The 16087-nt window shown below is 60.8% G+C and carries 14 protein-coding genes and 1 tRNA gene; 7 read left to right on the forward strand and 8 right to left on the reverse strand.

Going from position 1 to position 16087, the window contains the following annotated elements; all coding sequences use genetic code 11:
* Window positions 1–13: 13 nt before the first annotated feature.
* From hfq to D5400_RS12890, 6 genes are all read right to left on the reverse strand, one after another.
* Window positions 14–265, reverse strand: coding sequence for an RNA chaperone Hfq (gene hfq, locus D5400_RS12865; protein WP_126010377.1), 252 nt, complete (start codon window positions 263–265; stop codon window positions 14–16).
* A 117-nt stretch (window positions 266–382) separates the two neighbouring features.
* Window positions 383–1246, reverse strand: coding sequence for a D-amino-acid transaminase (locus D5400_RS12870; protein WP_126010378.1), 864 nt, complete (start codon window positions 1244–1246; stop codon window positions 383–385).
* A 34-nt stretch (window positions 1247–1280) separates the two neighbouring features.
* Complete coding sequence (locus tag D5400_RS12875) at window positions 1281–2765, reverse strand: potassium transporter TrkG (protein ID WP_126010379.1); 1485 nt, start codon at window positions 2763–2765, stop codon at window positions 1281–1283.
* Window positions 2766–2771: 6 nt separating this feature from the next.
* Window positions 2772–4148 (reverse strand): Trk system potassium transporter TrkA, encoded by a 1377-nt coding sequence (gene trkA / locus D5400_RS12880; protein ID WP_126010380.1) that lies wholly within the window; start codon window positions 4146–4148, stop codon window positions 2772–2774.
* 126 nt (window positions 4149–4274) lie between these two features.
* Entirely contained in the window at window positions 4275–5039 is a 765-nt protein-coding gene (locus D5400_RS12885) for an outer membrane protein (protein WP_164527886.1), read from the reverse strand.
* Between the two features lie 213 nt (window positions 5040–5252).
* Window positions 5253–5328 (reverse strand) — tRNA-Thr (locus D5400_RS12890).
* 153 nt (window positions 5329–5481) lie between these two features.
* Between D5400_RS12890 and D5400_RS12895 the strand changes: the two genes are divergently transcribed.
* Window positions 5482–6255, forward strand: coding sequence for an NAD kinase (locus D5400_RS12895; RefSeq protein WP_126010382.1), 774 nt, complete (start codon window positions 5482–5484; stop codon window positions 6253–6255).
* Window positions 6256–6312: 57 nt separating this feature from the next.
* On the opposite strand, the gene D5400_RS12900 is transcribed toward D5400_RS12895, so the two are convergent.
* A complete protein-coding gene (locus D5400_RS12900) occupies window positions 6313–6822 on the reverse strand; it encodes a single-stranded DNA-binding protein (protein ID WP_126010383.1) in 510 nt (169 codons plus the stop codon).
* Between the two features lie 357 nt (window positions 6823–7179).
* Between D5400_RS12900 and uvrA the strand changes: the two genes are divergently transcribed.
* The 6 genes from uvrA (at window position 7180) to D5400_RS12930 (ending at window position 14218) form a co-directional block, all read left to right on the forward strand.
* Entirely contained in the window at window positions 7180–10101 is a 2922-nt protein-coding gene (gene uvrA / locus D5400_RS12905; protein WP_126010384.1) for an excinuclease ABC subunit UvrA, read from the forward strand.
* A gap of 42 nt (window positions 10102–10143) precedes the next feature.
* A complete protein-coding gene (locus D5400_RS12910) occupies window positions 10144–10770 on the forward strand; it encodes a glutathione S-transferase family protein (RefSeq protein ID WP_126010385.1) in 627 nt (208 codons plus the stop codon).
* 9 nt (window positions 10771–10779) lie between these two features.
* The gene (locus D5400_RS12915) at window positions 10780–11592 is read left to right on the forward strand and encodes a DUF72 domain-containing protein (protein ID WP_126010386.1); all 813 of its coding nucleotides are present in this window, start codon (window positions 10780–10782) and stop codon (window positions 11590–11592) included.
* Between the two features lie 295 nt (window positions 11593–11887).
* Window positions 11888–12226, forward strand: coding sequence for a P-II family nitrogen regulator (locus D5400_RS12920; protein WP_126010387.1), 339 nt, complete (start codon window positions 11888–11890; stop codon window positions 12224–12226).
* 69 nt (window positions 12227–12295) lie between these two features.
* Window positions 12296–13702, forward strand: a complete 1407-nt coding sequence (gene glnA, locus D5400_RS12925; RefSeq protein ID WP_404861909.1) for a type I glutamate--ammonia ligase — start codon at window positions 12296–12298, stop codon at window positions 13700–13702.
* Window positions 13703–13972: 270 nt separating this feature from the next.
* Complete coding sequence (locus D5400_RS12930; RefSeq protein ID WP_126010388.1) at window positions 13973–14218, forward strand: hypothetical protein; 246 nt, start codon at window positions 13973–13975, stop codon at window positions 14216–14218.
* Window positions 14219–14242: 24 nt separating this feature from the next.
* Here D5400_RS12930 and recQ read toward each other — a convergent pair whose 3' ends face one another.
* On the reverse strand, window positions 14243–16030 hold the full coding sequence (gene recQ, locus D5400_RS12935) for a DNA helicase RecQ (RefSeq protein ID WP_164527887.1): 1788 nt from the start codon (window positions 16028–16030) through the stop codon (window positions 14243–14245).
* Window positions 16031–16087: the final 57 nt, after the last annotated feature.

The following is a 16087-nucleotide window of genomic DNA, read 5'->3' on the forward strand; positions in this document are numbered from 1 at the left end:
CAATCAGCCTTGGTCACGATCCACTGCCGGCACTGTCGTCGCTCTCGAACATCTGAAGCGGCTGGCCCGGCATGATCGTTGAAATCGCATGTTTGTAAACGAGCTGCGAATGCCCGTCTCGGCGCAAGAGTACGCAGAAATTATCGAATGACGTCACGACACCGGTTAGCTTGACCCCATTGATCAAAAAGATCGTCAGGGAAATCTTCTGCTTGCGGACGGTGTTGAGAAACAGGTCCTGCAAATTTTGAGAACGTTCCGCCATGGCGTCGCATCTTTCTTTTTTGCCGACCTCGACCGGGCCGGATAATCGTCACACTGTAACCCTTTGAAAATATGCTAAAAAAGAGAAGTGTGAAGGTCCCCTATTCCCTTGGTGGTATCAGGTTGGTGTCTTTTCTGCAACGTCAAAAAAGGCGTCCCGCATTTCAGCAGACATGGTGCCGGGGTGGCCATTGGCAATGGTGGTGCCATCCAGCGACACGATCGGTATAACGACGGAGGTTGCAGCCGTCAGGAACATTTCGCGCGCACGCTTGGCTTCCTCGACAGTAAAGGCGCGCTCTTCCACCTTTAGGCCGAGCTTTGCTGCCACATCCATGACTGTGGCCCGGGTGATGCCGCGCAAGATCCCATGGTCGGCCGGCCGGGTCATGAGCACACCGTCTTCGCTGACAATCCAGACATTGGTGGCCGCACCTTCCTTGATGGTACCGTCGACATCCACGAATATCGCCTCCTGCGCGCCCTCGGCTTTGGCTTTCTGACGGGCCAGCACGTTGGGCAGGAGGCCGACAGTCTTGATGTCGACGCGGTCCCAACGGTTCTCGGGCACCGTGATGACGCTGATCCCCTTCTCGACCTTGGCGCGCACGACGCGCGGATCAGTCTTTTTCGCCGTCACCACGAGCGACGGCATGGTGGCAGCGTTTGGAAACACATGGTCGCGACGGGCGACGCCGCGGGTAACCTGCAGGTAGACGAGCCCGTTGCGCACGCGGTTGCGACGCACCACTTCACGCAGCACCATCTTGAACGCGTCCCGGCTCAGCGGCCAGCCCATCTGCAACTCGCTCAGAGAGCGCGCTAGGCGATCGAGATGACGCGTCATGTCGACGATAAAGCCTTGGCGAACCTCGCAGACCTCATAGACGCCGTCGGCAAACTGGTAGCCGCGATCTTCCACATGCACGGCCGCCGCGCCATGGGGCAGATAGCGTCCATTCACATAGGCAATGCGCGACATGATCGACGTCCTTTTTCCAGTCGTTGCAGATGGTTCAGCGCTGCAGCCAGTATTTGATGTTGATTACGGCGAAGACGATGAGCACTTCAAGCCTGCCGATCGTCATGAGCACGATTGCCGGAAGAAGCGCCGTCGTCGGCAGCGCCTCGAAGGCGGGCCACGCTTCGGCGATTGCCTGTGACCCTTGCGCCTCGATCGGGATGAGTGATTCATAGGCCGGGCTCGCGCCGGCGAAAAAGGTCACCGCCATGGCCAGCCCACCTTCGAAATTCGCCGCCGTTGCGGTGATCAGGACGGTTCCGGTGGCAACGCATAGCAGCGCCAGCACGAAATAGGACCAGACGGCGCGAATGGCGTCATCATCGATCTGGTCGCGGCCGAATTTCGATGGCGCGACCGCGCTCGGATAGATCAGGCGGTTGAGTTCAGCCTTGGCAAAGATCCACATGGTCGCGAGGCGATAGACCTTGATGCCGCCTGAAGTGGAATAGACGCTCGCACCCACGAACACGACGCACAAAACGAGGAAGGAAGGCAAAAGCCCGAAAACGCCGGGTCGCGTTTCGGCGCCGCTGGTGGCGATGAGCGATGATGCGGTGAAAAAGCCTTCCACGAGTGCTGTCAGAACCCCCACCGCCGAGAAGGAGCCGGACGCTTCGGAGATGCGCGCCGCGTAGATGATGCCAAGCCCAAGGATCGCAAGGATCACGATCCGTGCCTCCCGATTTTCAGCCAGCACCCGCCTTGGATTGCGCAGGATATTGCGCCGCCAGAAGACGCTGAGCGTGCCGAAACAGAGGCCGATCGCAAGAACGAAGATCGCCCCGAGACCGATATGCTCGTCGAGCGTGCCTTCGAAGGGAAGAAATCCCCCAGTTGAAATGCTCATCATGGCGAGCATAACGGCGTTGGCAGGATCGACTCGCGCAATGATGAGCAGCAGCGCGATGGCAATCGTCAACGCGCCGTACTGCCAAAAAATCGAGGAATACGCGCCGATGGCGCCCCAATGTCCATCGGCTTTGCCACCGGTTCCGCGCCGCCTCCCGCTCGCCTTCAGCCCGCCGAAGCCTGCGGGAGCGAGGACGTGGATGATGGAGACGAGAATCAGAAAGCCGCCGTACCATTCCAAGGCCGAGCGCCAGAAAAGCAGCGCGGTCGGTACGGTTTGCCGCTGCAGCACGGTCGCCCCGGCGGTTGTGAGCGCCGACACACCTTCGAACCACGCCTGCATGGGACCGAGGCCGACCAATGCCATCAGGCAAAGTGCGGCCGTGATGGGGGTGACGAGCCAGACCAGGACCAACGAAACGAAATTCAACTCGCGCTCGAGCGGTCCGATGCGCTGCGACAGCGAGGCGAGCACCATGGTGCAGATGCAGGCACCGAACGCGGTGACGAGCGCCATGTCCTCCGCCAGCGCGAAATCGCCACCGGCAAGCGCAATCAACACTGCAGGGACGAGAAGTGCGAGAACGCCACCGGAGGCAAGGGTAAGGAGATAGATCGCGCCGAGCATCGGCGGTCAGAAGAATTCGAGGCTGACGCGGAACATCTGTTCGACATGGCGGACATCGCGTGAGCGCGCGAACATCACGACCCGGTCCTTCGACTTGATCTTGGTCGAGCCGGTCGGCTGCACCACCTGCTTATCGCGGTAGATGGCACCGATGCGCACGCCGTCCGGCAGATCGAGATCCCGCAATGGCTTGCCGACGAGTGGCGACGTGTCCATCGCTTCCGCCTCGATCACCTCGGCCTGGCCCTTCTCCACGCTGTAGACAGCGCGGATGCGACCGCGGCGCACATGCTGCAGGATGCGCGAAATGGTGACGGCGCGGGGATTGATGTAGGCGTCGATCCCCATCGGCTTGGTGAATTCCTGGAACGATGGCTCGTTGATCAATGCAAGGCTTGCCTTGCAGCCCAGACGCTTGGCCATGACGCTGGTGAGAATGTTCACCTGGTCGTCGTTGGTCAGCGATACGATCAGATCGGCATCGTGGATATCGGCTTCCGTCAGAATCGACTGGTCGAGCGAAGAGCCGTTCAGCACCACCGCGCGGCGCAGCTGATCCGCGATGGCAATGGCGCGGCTGCGATCGTGTTCGATGATCTTGACCTTGATGTTCGGCTGCCGTTCCTCGATCGCCTTGGCGACGAAATAGCCGACATTGCCGCCGCCGGCGATGACGATTCGGATGGCCTCTGGCTCTTCATGCCCGAAAAGGCCGAGCGTGCGGCGGACGTGATCCTTGTCGCAGATCACATAGGCCAGATCCCCAGTGCTGAGCTGATCGGTCGAATGGGGCACCATCAACTCGCCATCGCGCACGACGCCGACGACCGTCGCTGTCAGGTCCGGGAAGAGTTCCGAAAGCTGCTCCAGCGGCGTATTGACGACCGGGCAGTCTTCCAGGCACTCGATTGCGACGAGCACGATCGCGTCATTGGCGAAGCGGACGGCATCGGTCGCGCCTGGCAAAGCGATGCGGCGCAGCACCATCTTGCCGACTTCAACCTCAGGCGAGATGATGACGTCGATCGGCATGTGCTCGCGCGAGAAAAGATCGAGATAATGCGGGGCCAGATAATTCTGTGCGCGGATACGGGCAATCTTGGTCGGGACGTTGAAGAGAGAATGCGCCACCTGGCAGGCGACCATGTTCACTTCATCCGAAAGCGTGACGGCGATAATCATGTCCGCCTCCTCCGCCCCGGCCTGCGCCAGCACTTCGGGATGGGCGCCATGGCCGACATAGCCGCGCACGTCGAGCGTGTCGCGTATCGCGTTGATGAGCGTGGCTGAGGTATCGATGACGGAAACGTCGTTTTGTTCCTGGGCCAGCTTTTCGGCGATGCCGAAGCCGACGCGCCCCGCCCCACAAATAATGATCCGCATGCCCTGCCCGTTCGGTCGCGAGGATTCGCTTCAATGCGCCGCACCATAATGCGCCGCGTCGGGCAGAGCTATAGGTGTGTTCGGCGAGTTGGAGGGCGGGCCGAAAGAACCACCCTCCTGCTCAGTTTAGAAGCGGAAGGAGACCTTCGCCTGAACGGTGTGGAAGTCGAACGAACGATCCGTTCCAAATCCAGTCGTGCCGGCGCCGAACGGGCCGCCTACGAGGTTGGCATTGAAATCGTTGTCGCCGAGATCGGTGTAGAGGTACTCGAGACCGACCGAGATGTTCGACGTGACCATGGCTTCCACGCCTGCACCGACGGTGTAGCCGAAGTCGTCGTCCTGACCGCCGGACGTCGTGGTCGTGGCACCCGAACCTGGCTGCTCGTAGGAGAAGTCGACCTGGCCATAGGCGAGACCGGCCGTTCCGTAGACGAGGAAGCTGCTGCCGATCGCATAGCCGATTCGGCCGCGCAGCGTCGCGAGGTAGTCGAGTTCACGGGTGACCGTGTAGCGCGCAGGCGTGACGGAGAAGCCGTTCTGCGTGTCCGAAACGTCCGTGGCCGAAATATCGATAATGCCGCCGAAGACGAAGTTGCCGGACTGGATGTCGTAACCGGCATGGACGCCGCCGATCAGGCCGGAATCGAAATCGCCCGAGAAGCCGGGTGCGAAAGCGCCCTGCAGTGCCGGCGTAAAGGGTGACAGGCCGAATGTGCCCGTTTCGCCGAAAACGCCGCCGAGCTGGCCGCCGACATATAAGCCCGACCAATCGGCAGCAGCCATCATTGGGGCCGCCGCAGGCGTCGGCTCGTTGTACATTACCGCGTCGGCTGCCATAGCCGGTGCGGCCGCGGCCAAGATGGACGCGGTCAAGATCAGTCTCTTCATGTTCCGATTCTCCAGAAACGTATGAGGCTGTCCGGCCACGAACACTATTGGTCGCGTGCGATGCATCCGCAAGCTGAGATTGCGGCGCGATGTCGGTGGTGCGTGTAGTGATGCCAGAATGTCACTTTTTGGAGCTTGCAGCCGTAGATTACGGCGCTCGAAATGACAAAATGTCAGGAAAATTGGTGGCCAGGCCGATCTTTGCGCCTGAACTGGTGCCCCCGGAGAGACTCGAACTCCCGACCCTCTGATTACAAATCAGATGCTCTACCAACTGAGCTACAAGGGCACGGGCGGGTGATTAGCATAATTGCCGGCGCTGTAAAACGAGAAATGCACAGGGCGGCGTCGCGGTAAAAATTAGCGCGGCGACCGGCCGCTTCGCGCTTGCCCGATCCGCCATCCCTCGCCAATGTGCCGCAGCAATGGGAGATGAGACTGGATGGCGCGTGCTACGGAAAAATTGAGTTTCATTTCGAGCAACGCTCCGGACGCGCAAGCGGCGCGACTCGAACTGGAAGCGCTTTACGGTGCGCATGCCCCAGAAGATGCCGACGTCATCATTGCACTCGGTGGCGACGGCTTCATGCTGCAAACGCTGCATCGCATGATGAATTCCAACAAAGTGCTTTACGGCATGAACCGGGGCTCGATCGGCTTCCTGATGAACGAGTACGCCACCGATGGACTGCGCGAGCGCATCGAGCGGGCGGTGGAAAGCGAGATCAATCCGCTGGAAATGGTCGCGACCGACGAGGATGGCGCTGAAACGCACGCCTTTGCGATCAATGAAGTGTCGGTTCTTCGCCAGTCGTATCAGGCCGCCAAGCTGCGCGTCAGCGTCGATGGCAAGGTCAGGCTCGAAGAGCTCGTCTGTGACGGGCTGATGGTGGCGACGCCTGCGGGCTCGACGGCCTATAATCTTTCTGCCCACGGCCCGATCCTGCCGCTCGTCGCGCCATTGCTCGCACTGACGCCGGTCAGCGCATTCCGCCCGCGGCGGTGGAGAGGTGCGCTGCTCTCCAACAAGGCGGAGGTGACGATCGAGGTGCTGGAGCGCGAAAAACGGCCGGTCAACGCAGTCGCCGACAACACGGAGGTCAAATCTATTCGGCTCGTCCGCATCGTTCAGTCAAAACAGACGACCGCGCGCCTCTTGTCGGATCCCGATCATTCCTGGGATGACCGCATCCTGGCCGAGCAGTTTCTTTATTGATGCGATCTGCGATACGGGTTTCCCCGCCTCGCTTTCATAGCTCTTGGTCCGCGCCAATCAGAACGGGATTTCGTCGTCCATGTCGCGGGAGAAATCGTCGTTGCGCGATGCCGGCGACTGTCGGTTGTAGTCGTTGCCGCCACCGCCCCCGCCCGAATAATCGGAGCCGCCGCGACCACCGCCGCCGCCACCCTGCCCCATGCCACCGCCCTCGCCGCGTCCGTCGAGCATGGTCAGTGTCGAGTTGAACCCCTGCAGAACGATCTCGGTGGAGTATTTGTCCTGGCCGCTCTGATCCTGCCATTTGCGGGTCTGGAGCTGGCCCTCGATATACACCTTGGCGCCCTTCTTCAGGTAGCTTTCCGCAACCTTGCACAGGCCCTCATTGAAAATGACGACGCGGTGCCACTCGGTCTTCTCCTTGCGTTCGCCGGAGTTACGATCGCGCCAGGTTTCCGAAGTCGCAACGGACAGATTGGCAATCGGGCGGCCGTCCTGTGTGCGACGGATTTCCGGGTCGGCACCCAGATTTCCGACGAGAATGACCTTGTTGACGCTTCCTGCCATGGTGATTGCCTTCTTGTAGTCGCCGGTTGAATGATCTCCGGCCAAACAGCCTTTAAGCCGCTGCCGCGCGATCATTGTTGAAAGGCGGCATCTTATCGGAACTCGCAGGAACCTGCGCCCCATACGCCGCATTTCCACAGGGCAGTTGGGCGTTTGCAAGGCAGGCTATGTTTTGTTCTTTTTTTGTTCTAAAAGCCTCTTGCTTGCTTGTCAACCGAGTCGGTCGGCGGTGGGCAAGTTGCCCTCGACATTGTCTTGCGAGAACCTACATGATTTGACGGCAACTGCGCTGTTCGACGAGGGTGGATGCGCAGCCTCGAACCTCCCCATCTTACCGACGTGTCATCTGGCGATCTCATGAGCGAACTCAAGACCATTTCCATTCGCGGTGCACGTGAGCACAATCTCAAGGGGATCGATCTCGATCTGCCGCGCAACAGCCTGATCGTCATGACCGGGCTTTCCGGATCGGGCAAATCATCGCTCGCCTTCGATACGATTTATGCGGAGGGCCAGAGGCGCTATGTCGAAAGCCTCTCGGCCTATGCGCGCCAGTTCCTGGAAATGATGCAGAAGCCGGATGTCGACCAGATCGACGGCCTAAGCCCGGCGATCTCCATCGAGCAGAAGACCACGTCGAAGAACCCGCGCTCGACGGTCGGTACCGTCACCGAAATCTACGATTATATGCGGCTTCTGTTTGCCCGCGTCGGCGTGCCCTATTCGCCGGCCACGGGCTTGCCGATCGAGAGCCAGACGGTCAGCCAGATGGTCGACCGGGTTATGGCGCTCGAGGAAGGGACGCGGCTTTACGTGCTTGCGCCGATCGTGCGCGGACGCAAGGGCGAGTACCGCAAGGAACTTGCTGAGTTGCTGAAGAAGGGATTTCAGCGCGTCAAGATCGACGGCGAATTCTATGAGATTGCCGAAGCGCCGACCCTCGACAAGAAATACAAGCACGACATTGATATCGTGGTGGACCGCATCGTCGTTCGTGATGACATCGGCGCGCGGCTTGCCGACAGCCTTGAGACTTGCCTTCGACTGGCAGACGGCCTGGCGGTTGCCGAGTTTGCTGACAAGCCATTGCCGGCGGGCGAAACGGCGGAAGGCGGCGGCGCGAACAAGTCCAAGAACGAGACCCATGAGCGAATCCTCTTTTCGGAGAAGTTCGCCTGCCCCGTCTCGGGTTTCACGATTTCGGAGGTCGAGCCGCGGCTCTTTTCGTTCAACAACCCATCAGGCGCATGCCCCACCTGCGACGGCCTGGGCACCCAGCAGAAGATCGATCCAGCACTAATCGTTCCGGAGACGGCGCGCACGCTGCGTGACGGCGCCATTGCGCCATGGGCGAAATCCTCGTCGCCCTATTATCGCCAGACGCTCGAGGCGCTCGGCAAGCATTTCGGCTTCAAGATTTCGGATAAATGGACCGACCTGTCGGCAGATGCGCAGAACGCAATCCTGCACGGTACGGAGGACAAGATCGTCTTCAACTATGACGACGGCCTGCGCTCCTACAAAACGGCGAAGACCTTCGAAGGCATCGTGCCGAATCTGGAGAGGCGCTGGAAAGAAACCGACAGCGCCTGGGCCCGCGAGGAGATCGAGCGCTACATGTCGGCGGCCCCCTGCCCGGCTTGCAACGGCTATCGCCTGAAGCCCGAGGCGCTCGCCGTCAAAATCGATGGACGCCACATCGGCGAAGTCTCGCAGATGTCGATCCGGCAGGGGGGTACCTGGTTCCAGGATCTGCCGACCGCGATGAACGACAAGCAGAACGAGATCGCCGTTCGCATCCTGAAGGAAATCCGCGACCGGTTGAACTTCCTGAACGATGTCGGGCTCGACTACCTGACGCTGTCGCGCAACTCGGGCAGCTTGTCCGGTGGCGAAAGCCAGCGCATTCGCCTTGCCTCACAGATCGGTTCGGGCCTGACAGGCGTGCTCTACGTCCTCGACGAGCCCTCGATTGGCCTACACCAGCGCGACAACGCCCGGCTTCTGGACACGCTGAAGCACCTGCGCGACATCGGCAACACGGTGATCGTCGTCGAGCACGACGAGGATGCGATCCTGACGGCGGATCACGTCGTGGATATCGGACCGGCGGCGGGGATCCATGGCGGCGAAGTCATCGCCGAGGGAACGCCAGCCGACATCATGGCCAATCCGAAGTCGCTGACGGGGAAATATCTGTCGGGTGCCCTCTCCGTCGCGGTGCCGGCGCAGCGCCGCAAGCCGGTGAAGCGGAAGGAACTGAAAGTCGTGGGAGCCCGCGGCAACAATTTGAAGAACGTGACAGCGTCGATTCCGCTCGGTTTGTTTACGGCGGTCACCGGCGTCTCGGGCGGCGGGAAATCCACCTTCCTCATCGAAACGCTCTACAAGGCGGCGTCACGCCGCATCATGGGCGCTCGCGAAAATCCTGCCGATCACGATCGGATCGACGGGCTGGAATTCATCGACAAGGTCATCGATATCGACCAGTCGCCGATTGGCCGGACACCGCGCTCGAACCCCGCCACCTATACCGGCGCCTTCACCCCCATCCGCGACTGGTTCGCGGGCTTGCCGGAGTCCAAGGCGCGCGGTTATCAGCCCGGGCGGTTCTCCTTCAACGTGAAGGGTGGCCGCTGCGAAGCCTGCCAGGGCGACGGCGTCATCAAGATCGAGATGCATTTCCTGCCGGATGTCTACGTCACCTGCGACGTCTGTCACGGCAAGCGCTACAATCGCGAAACGCTGGACGTCACCTTCAAGGGCAAGTCGATCGCCGACGTGCTCGACACGACCGTCGAGGAAGGCGTCGAATTCTTCGCAGCCGTGCCAGCGGTGCGCGACAAACTGATCACGCTCAACCGCGTCGGTCTCGGTTACGTCAAGATTGGTCAGCAGGCGACGACGCTTTCGGGTGGCGAGGCGCAGCGCGTCAAACTGGCCAAGGAACTCGCCAAGCGTTCGACCGGACGCACGCTTTACATTCTCGACGAGCCGACGACCGGCTTGCATTTCCACGACGTCGCGAAACTGCTCGAGGTGCTGCACGAACTGGTCGATCAGGGCAATTCGGTCGTGGTGATCGAGCACAATCTCGAGGTCATCAAGACAGCCGACTGGCTGATCGATGTTGGCCCGGAGGGCGGCGATGGCGGTGGCGAGATCGTCGCAAGCGGAACGCCGGAGGATGTGGTCAAGGTCGAGCGGTCGCACACGGGGCGGTTCCTGAAGGAACTTCTGGAGCGACGCCCACAGGCAAAATCTCAAGCGGCGGAGTAGGCATTCGGCTAACGTGGCCTCATCGTATCACTGGAGGCGGACATGATCCTGATCGGTCAGTATGATTCTCCCTTCGTGCGTCGCGTCGGTATTGCGCTGACGCTCTACGATCTGCCCTTCGAGCACTGGCCGTGGTCGACGTTTGGCGATGCGGATCGGCTCATCGCCTACAATCCGCTGCTGCGTGTCCCAGCGCTCGTCACCGATGACGGGGATACCCTGCTCGACAGTCACAGCATCATCGACCATGTGGATGGCCTCGCTTCTCCCGAGGCGCGACTGTTACCGGTGAATGAGCCTGAGCGTCGTCGCGCGATGAAGTCCGTGTCGCTCGCCACGGGCATCTCCGACAAGGCGGTCAGCCTCTTCTATGAAAATGTGCTGCATGATCACCCCTCCGCCCAGTGGATCGAGCGCTGCAAACGGCAGATTGTGGCAGCGCTGTCTGCGCTGGAATTGGAGGGATCCCACCGCACCACGGCGTTCTGGAACGGCGAGCGGATCGGTCATGCGGATATCGCCATCGGCGCCATGCTCGACCATTTGATCGCCTCCCATCCCGATCTTGTTGATCTGGACGACTATCCTGCACTGCAGCGCCACGGCGAGACGCTGCGGGCCATGCCGGTTTTCCAGTCGATCTACCAACCATTCATCCCACCGGCTTGAGGAGCGCCCATGGCAGACGCTGGAACCATTCGATGCGGCATCGGCGGATGGACCTTTGCGCCTTGGGAGGGCACGTTTTACCCGGACAAGCTGCCGAAGAAGCAGCAGTTGCATTTCGCGTCACGGCAATTGCGGACGATCGAGATCAACGGCACCTACTATCGGGGGCAGACGCCCGAGACGTTTGCCAAATGGGCAGCCGATACGCCTGAGGGGTTTGTCTTCTCGGTCAAGGGCAACCGCTTTGTCACAAACAAGAAGGTGCTCGCCGAAGCCGGCGAGTCGATGCGAAAGTTCTTCGACACGGGCGTCGTCGAACTGGGCGACCGGCTTGGACCGATCGTGTGGCAGTTTGCGCCGACCAAGAAGTTCGAGCCCGACGATTTCGAGGCCTTTCTGCAGTTGCTGCCGAAGAAGGATGGCAGCATGGCATTTCGGCATGTGCTGGAGGTGCGTCATGCAAGTTTCATCGATCCAGCGTTCGTCGCGCTCGCACGCAAGCACGCGGTCGCCATCTGCTACGCACACCATCACGACTATCCCGAAATCGCCGACGTGACGGCTGACTTCATCTATGCCCGCCTGCAACGCGGCAGCGACGACGTCGAGACCGCCTACCCTGGCGATGAGCTGGATGCCTGGGCGAAGCGGGCGGCGATCTGGTCGAAAGGTGGCCAGCCATCAGACCTGCCGCTGGCGGATCCAAGCGCTGCGCCAGAAAAGCAGGCCCGCGATGTCTTTCTCTACATCATTCATGAGGGGAAAATTCGGGCACCTCAGGGTGCGATGGCGCTTGCTGAGCGAACTGGGGCCGCCCAGTAGGCGCTATCGATCTAACTCTGATGAAATAATGCTCTGTCTGCCTACTATTTAGGCGACATCTGCCGCTATCACGCCAATGATTGCGTGTGAGAATTTTCGTCGAAATGATGGGATTTTCACGAGATACCCGTCCTCGATGCGACGTTTCGTCTGATCTTGCAGCATAATCGAGGTGTGCCCTTGCGTATTCGATGAAATACGGCTCGAATTCGCGCGATGTGGCACGGACCGTGCATACGTCTGGGAGCGGGCGCGATACCACGCGTTCCGGGAAAAGCGGAGAGCAGGTTTTCTCATGAAAAAGATCGAGGCGATCATCAAACCCTTCAAGCTCGACGAAGTGAAAGAAGCGCTTCAGGAAGTCGGCTTGCAGGGCATTACGGTCACCGAGGCAAAGGGCTTCGGACGCCAGAAGGGTCACACCGAACTCTACCGCGGCGCCGAATATGTGGTCGACTTCCTGCCGAAGGTAAAGGTGGAGATCGTCTTGTCGGACGAGACGGCGGATGCCGCCATCGAAGCCATCCGCAACGCGGCTCAGACCGGACGTATCGGAGACGGCAAGATCTTCGTGTCGAATGTGGAAGAGGTGATCCGCATCCGCACCGGTGAGACCGGCGTCGACGCCATCTGAGTTGCCCGGCGCGCCGGCTTTCCGGCGCTCCATCGTTTATTTTAATATCTCAAACAGGGAAATTTGCTGATGAGTGCCAAGGACATCCTGAAACAGATCAAGGACAACGACGTTAAGTTCGTCGACCTGCGCTTTACCGACCCCAAGGGCAAGATGCAGCACGTCACGATGGATGCGTCGATGGTCGACGACGACATGTTCGCCGACGGCGTGATGTTCGACGGCTCTTCGATCGCTGGCTGGAAAGCCATCAACGAGTCCGACATGGTGCTGATGCCGGACACCGAAACGGCCCACGTCGATCCGTTCTTTGCCCAGTCCACGATGGTCGTGATCTGCGACATTCTCGATCCGGTCACGGGCGAGCCCTACAACCGCGACCCGCGCGGCACGGCCAAAAAGGCTGAAGCCTACATGAAGGCATCCGGCATCGGCGATACCTGCTTCGTCGGCCCGGAAGCAGAGTTCTTCGTCTTCGACGACGTCAAGTACAAGGCCGACCCGTACAACACGGGCTTCAAGCTCGATTCGACCGAACTGCCGTCGAACGACGATTCCGATTACGACACGGGCAACCTCGGTCACCGTCCGCGCGTCAAGGGCGGCTATTTCCCGGTTCCCCCGATCGACAGCTGCCAGGACATGCGTTCTGAAATGCTGACGGTCATGGCCGAAATGGGCGTGAAGGTCGAGAAGCACCACCACGAAGTGGCTGCTGCCCAGCACGAGCTCGGCATCATGTTCGACACGCTGACCCGCAACGCCGACAAGATGCAGATCTACAAGTACGTGATCCATCAGGTCGCAAACGCCTACGGCAAGACGGCTACCTTCATGCCGAAGCCGATCTATGGCGACAACGGCTCGGGCATGCACGTGCACCAGTCGATCTGGAAAGACGGCAAGCCAACGTTTGCTGGTGATGAGTATGCCGGCCTTTCGGAAAACTGCCTCTACTACATCGGCGGTATCATCCGTCACGCCAAGGCACTGAACGCCTTCACCAACCCGTCGACCAACTCCTACAAGCGTCTGGTTCCGGGCTATGAAGCCCCGGTTCTGCTCGCCTACTCGGCCCGTAACCGTTCGGCATCGTGCCGCATTCCGTTCGGCTCCTCGCCGAAGTCGAAGCGCGTCGAAGTCCGCTTCCCGGATCCGACGGCGAACCCGTACCTCGCCTTCGCAGCCATGCTGATGGCAGGCCTCGACGGCATCAAGAACAAGATCCACCCGGGCAAGGCCATGGACAAGGACCTTTACGACCTGCCGCCGAAGGAACTGAAGAAGATCCCGACCGTCTGCGGCAGCCTGCGTGAAGCGCTCCAGAGCCTCGACCGCGACCGTAAGTTCCTGACGGCCGGCGGCGTGTTCGACGACGACCAGATCGATGCCTTCATCGACCTGAAGATGGCTGAAGTGATGCGTTTCGAAATGACGCCGCACCCAGTCGAATTCGACATGTACTACTCGGTCTAAGCCCATTCCGTCCGGGCGATCCGGACGATCGGCGACCTTCGAACCCCCGCGGCATGCCGCGGGGGTTTTTCGTTGTGGGCTGAATCCTGGGCAACTGAAAAAGTCGTTTGCGGTCTAGCGTCGCGAATGCGGATGGATATGATGGCGCCGCACGGACCAGAGGCCGATTCAACCGCAACACCGAGTGGTGGGCGCTGATCACCTGCCTCCGGTTTGCAAGGCGTAGTGCCCTGGAAACCTGTAGCGTAACGGACGGAACGGACGAGCCGAATGGATCACTTCGAGCAGCTTGGCTTCGCCATCATGGTGATCTTCGGTGCGATCGTCATCTGCGGTCTGATGGCGTTCGGAATCGCTTCGCAGGATAAGCCCGCCTTCATGTACGCCCTCGGCTCCGCCGTCGTCGTGTGGGGATCGTCCTTCGCGGTGGTGTTCGATCGTCCCCGCATCTTCGGCTCGCTTCTCTTCTGCTCGATCGTGCTGATCGCGCTCTCGATCGTGGCGATCGTCACCTGATCGAGCGGTCCTCTGCGGAGCGGCTCAGGCCTCGCGCATGACTTTCAGGAATGCTTCCCCATAGTCACCGAGCTTTTTCGGCCCGACGCCATTGACCATGGCGAGTTCATCCATGGTGCGCGGGCGAAGCTGGGCCATGTCGATCAGTGTGGCATCCGGGAAGACCACATAGGCAGGTACGGACCGCTCGCGTGCGAATTCCAGCCGCAGTGCCTTGAGACGCGCAAACAATGGTTCGGCGTCCGGATCGATCGTGACGGTCTTGCGAGGAGCGGGACGGGTCGACTGAGCCTGCTCGACGATCTCGCGAAGCTCGAAGCGAGCCTTGCCAACCAGGGTCTGGTCAGCCAGCGGTGTGAGCTCCAGGGCTCCGTAACGCTGGATATTGATGGACAGATAGCGGTTCGCCACGGCCTGGCGCACGAAGGCCTGCCAGTAGGCCTTGGAACGCGTTGCGCCGCTGCCGAAGAGCGCCAAATCGTGGTGTTGGCGTTCCTCGATCTTAGCCGTGCGCCCGCCACGCAACACGTCGATGAGGTGTGACGCGCCGAAACTCTGGCCTGTGGCGGCAATGACACCGAAAAGCTTCATGGCTTCGCCGGTGCCGTCGATCACCTCCGGCGGATCGGTGCAGTTGTCGCAGTTGCCGCAAGGCTGGCCTTCCTCGTCGAAATAGGCGAGCAGCGCGACGCGACGGCAGCCGGCGGTTTCGGCATAGGCAAGCAGCGCATCGAGCCGCTTGTGCTCGCGCAGAATGTGGTCGCGGTCCTCGCCATCATTCTCGATGAACTGACGCCGCATGCGCACATCGTCCAGGCCGAAGAAGAGCTGCGTATCTGCGGGCAGACCGTCACGGCCTGCGCGGCCGATCTCCTGGTAGTATGCCTCCATGCTGCTTGGAAGGTTCATGTGGCAGACGAAGCGGATATCCGGCTTGTCGATGCCCATGCCGAAAGCGATGGTCGCCACCATGATGGCGGATTCGCGCATGAAGCGCCCTTGTCGCTCCCGGCGCACCTCCGGCGGATGGCCGGCGTGGTAGGCAATCGCGTTGAAACCTTTCTCCACCAGATAGGCCGCGACATCGTCGGTCGACTGCCGGGAGAGGCAATAGACAACACCGGACTGGTCGGCCCGCTCTTCGAGAAACGCGACGAGCTGGCTCTTCCAGTCGCGCTTGGGTTCAACCGCAAGGAAAAGGTTGGGCCGATCGAACCCCTGGAGTGCGATCTCGCCGTTTCCACCGAACAGCTTCTCGGCGATGTCTCCCTGCGTGGCACTGTCCGCCGTCGCCGTGAACGCCGCGATCCGAGCCTTCGGAAAGCGTGTCTTCAGCTCCGAGAGACGCTCGTATTCCGGGCGGAAGTTCGCTCCCCATTTGGAGATGCAGTGCGCTTCATCGATGACGAACAGTCCCGGGTCGAGCCGTCCGATCGCGTCCAGCATCCGGTCGGTCATCAGCCGTTCCGGCGACAGATAGAGAAGCTTCGCACGGCCTGAGGAAACGTCGCGCCAGGCATCGACATTCACCTGGCGGTCATGGCCGGAGTGGATCGCCGCAACGGCAACGCCGTTCGCGCGCAGCGCCGCGGTCTGATCGTCCATCAGGGCGACCAGTGGCGAGATCACGATCGTCAGACGTGGGCTCATCAGTGCCGGCACCTGAAAGCAGATCGACTTGCCCGCCCCCGTCGGCATCACGGCCAGCACGTTGCGACCGGCCATGATCCGGTCGATGACGTCGCGCTGGCCGGGCCTGAAATCTCGATAGCCGAAGACTTCACGCAGCACGGAGTTCGGGCTGTCGTACACTCTGGAACCTCTGGATTGATCCGGCGGGCAAATCACGCGAGCGGAGACAAACCCGCC

The sequence above is a fragment of the Georhizobium profundi genome (genome assembly GCF_003952725.1).
Lineage (GTDB): Bacteria > Pseudomonadota > Alphaproteobacteria > Rhizobiales > Rhizobiaceae > Georhizobium > Georhizobium profundi.

What these genes read in the sequence shown, in the direction of transcription:
- hfq (WP_126010377.1), bottom strand. Translation starts at nt 265, where the DNA reads ATGGCGGAACGTTCTCAAAATTTGCAGGACCTGTTTCTCAACACCGTC.
- D5400_RS12870 (WP_126010378.1), bottom strand. Translation starts at nt 1,246, where the DNA reads ATGTCGCGCATTGCCTATGTGAATGGACGCTATCTGCCCCATGGCGCG.
- D5400_RS12875 (WP_126010379.1), bottom strand. Translation starts at nt 2,765, where the DNA reads ATGCTCGGCGCGATCTATCTCCTTACCCTTGCCTCCGGTGGCGTTCTC.
- trkA (WP_126010380.1), bottom strand. Translation starts at nt 4,148, where the DNA reads ATGCGGATCATTATTTGTGGGGCGGGGCGCGTCGGCTTCGGCATCGCC.
- D5400_RS12885 (WP_164527886.1), bottom strand. Translation starts at nt 5,039, where the DNA reads ATGAAGAGACTGATCTTGACCGCGTCCATCTTGGCCGCGGCCGCACCG.
- D5400_RS12895 (WP_126010382.1), top strand. Translation starts at nt 5,482, where the DNA reads ATGGCGCGTGCTACGGAAAAATTGAGTTTCATTTCGAGCAACGCTCCG.
- D5400_RS12900 (WP_126010383.1), bottom strand. Translation starts at nt 6,822, where the DNA reads ATGGCAGGAAGCGTCAACAAGGTCATTCTCGTCGGAAATCTGGGTGCC.
- uvrA (WP_126010384.1), top strand. Translation starts at nt 7,180, where the DNA reads ATGAGCGAACTCAAGACCATTTCCATTCGCGGTGCACGTGAGCACAAT.
- D5400_RS12910 (WP_126010385.1), top strand. Translation starts at nt 10,144, where the DNA reads ATGATCCTGATCGGTCAGTATGATTCTCCCTTCGTGCGTCGCGTCGGT.
- D5400_RS12915 (WP_126010386.1), top strand. Translation starts at nt 10,780, where the DNA reads ATGGCAGACGCTGGAACCATTCGATGCGGCATCGGCGGATGGACCTTT.
- D5400_RS12920 (WP_126010387.1), top strand. Translation starts at nt 11,888, where the DNA reads ATGAAAAAGATCGAGGCGATCATCAAACCCTTCAAGCTCGACGAAGTG.
- glnA (WP_404861909.1), top strand. Translation starts at nt 12,296, where the DNA reads ATGAGTGCCAAGGACATCCTGAAACAGATCAAGGACAACGACGTTAAG.
- D5400_RS12930 (WP_126010388.1), top strand. Translation starts at nt 13,973, where the DNA reads ATGGATCACTTCGAGCAGCTTGGCTTCGCCATCATGGTGATCTTCGGT.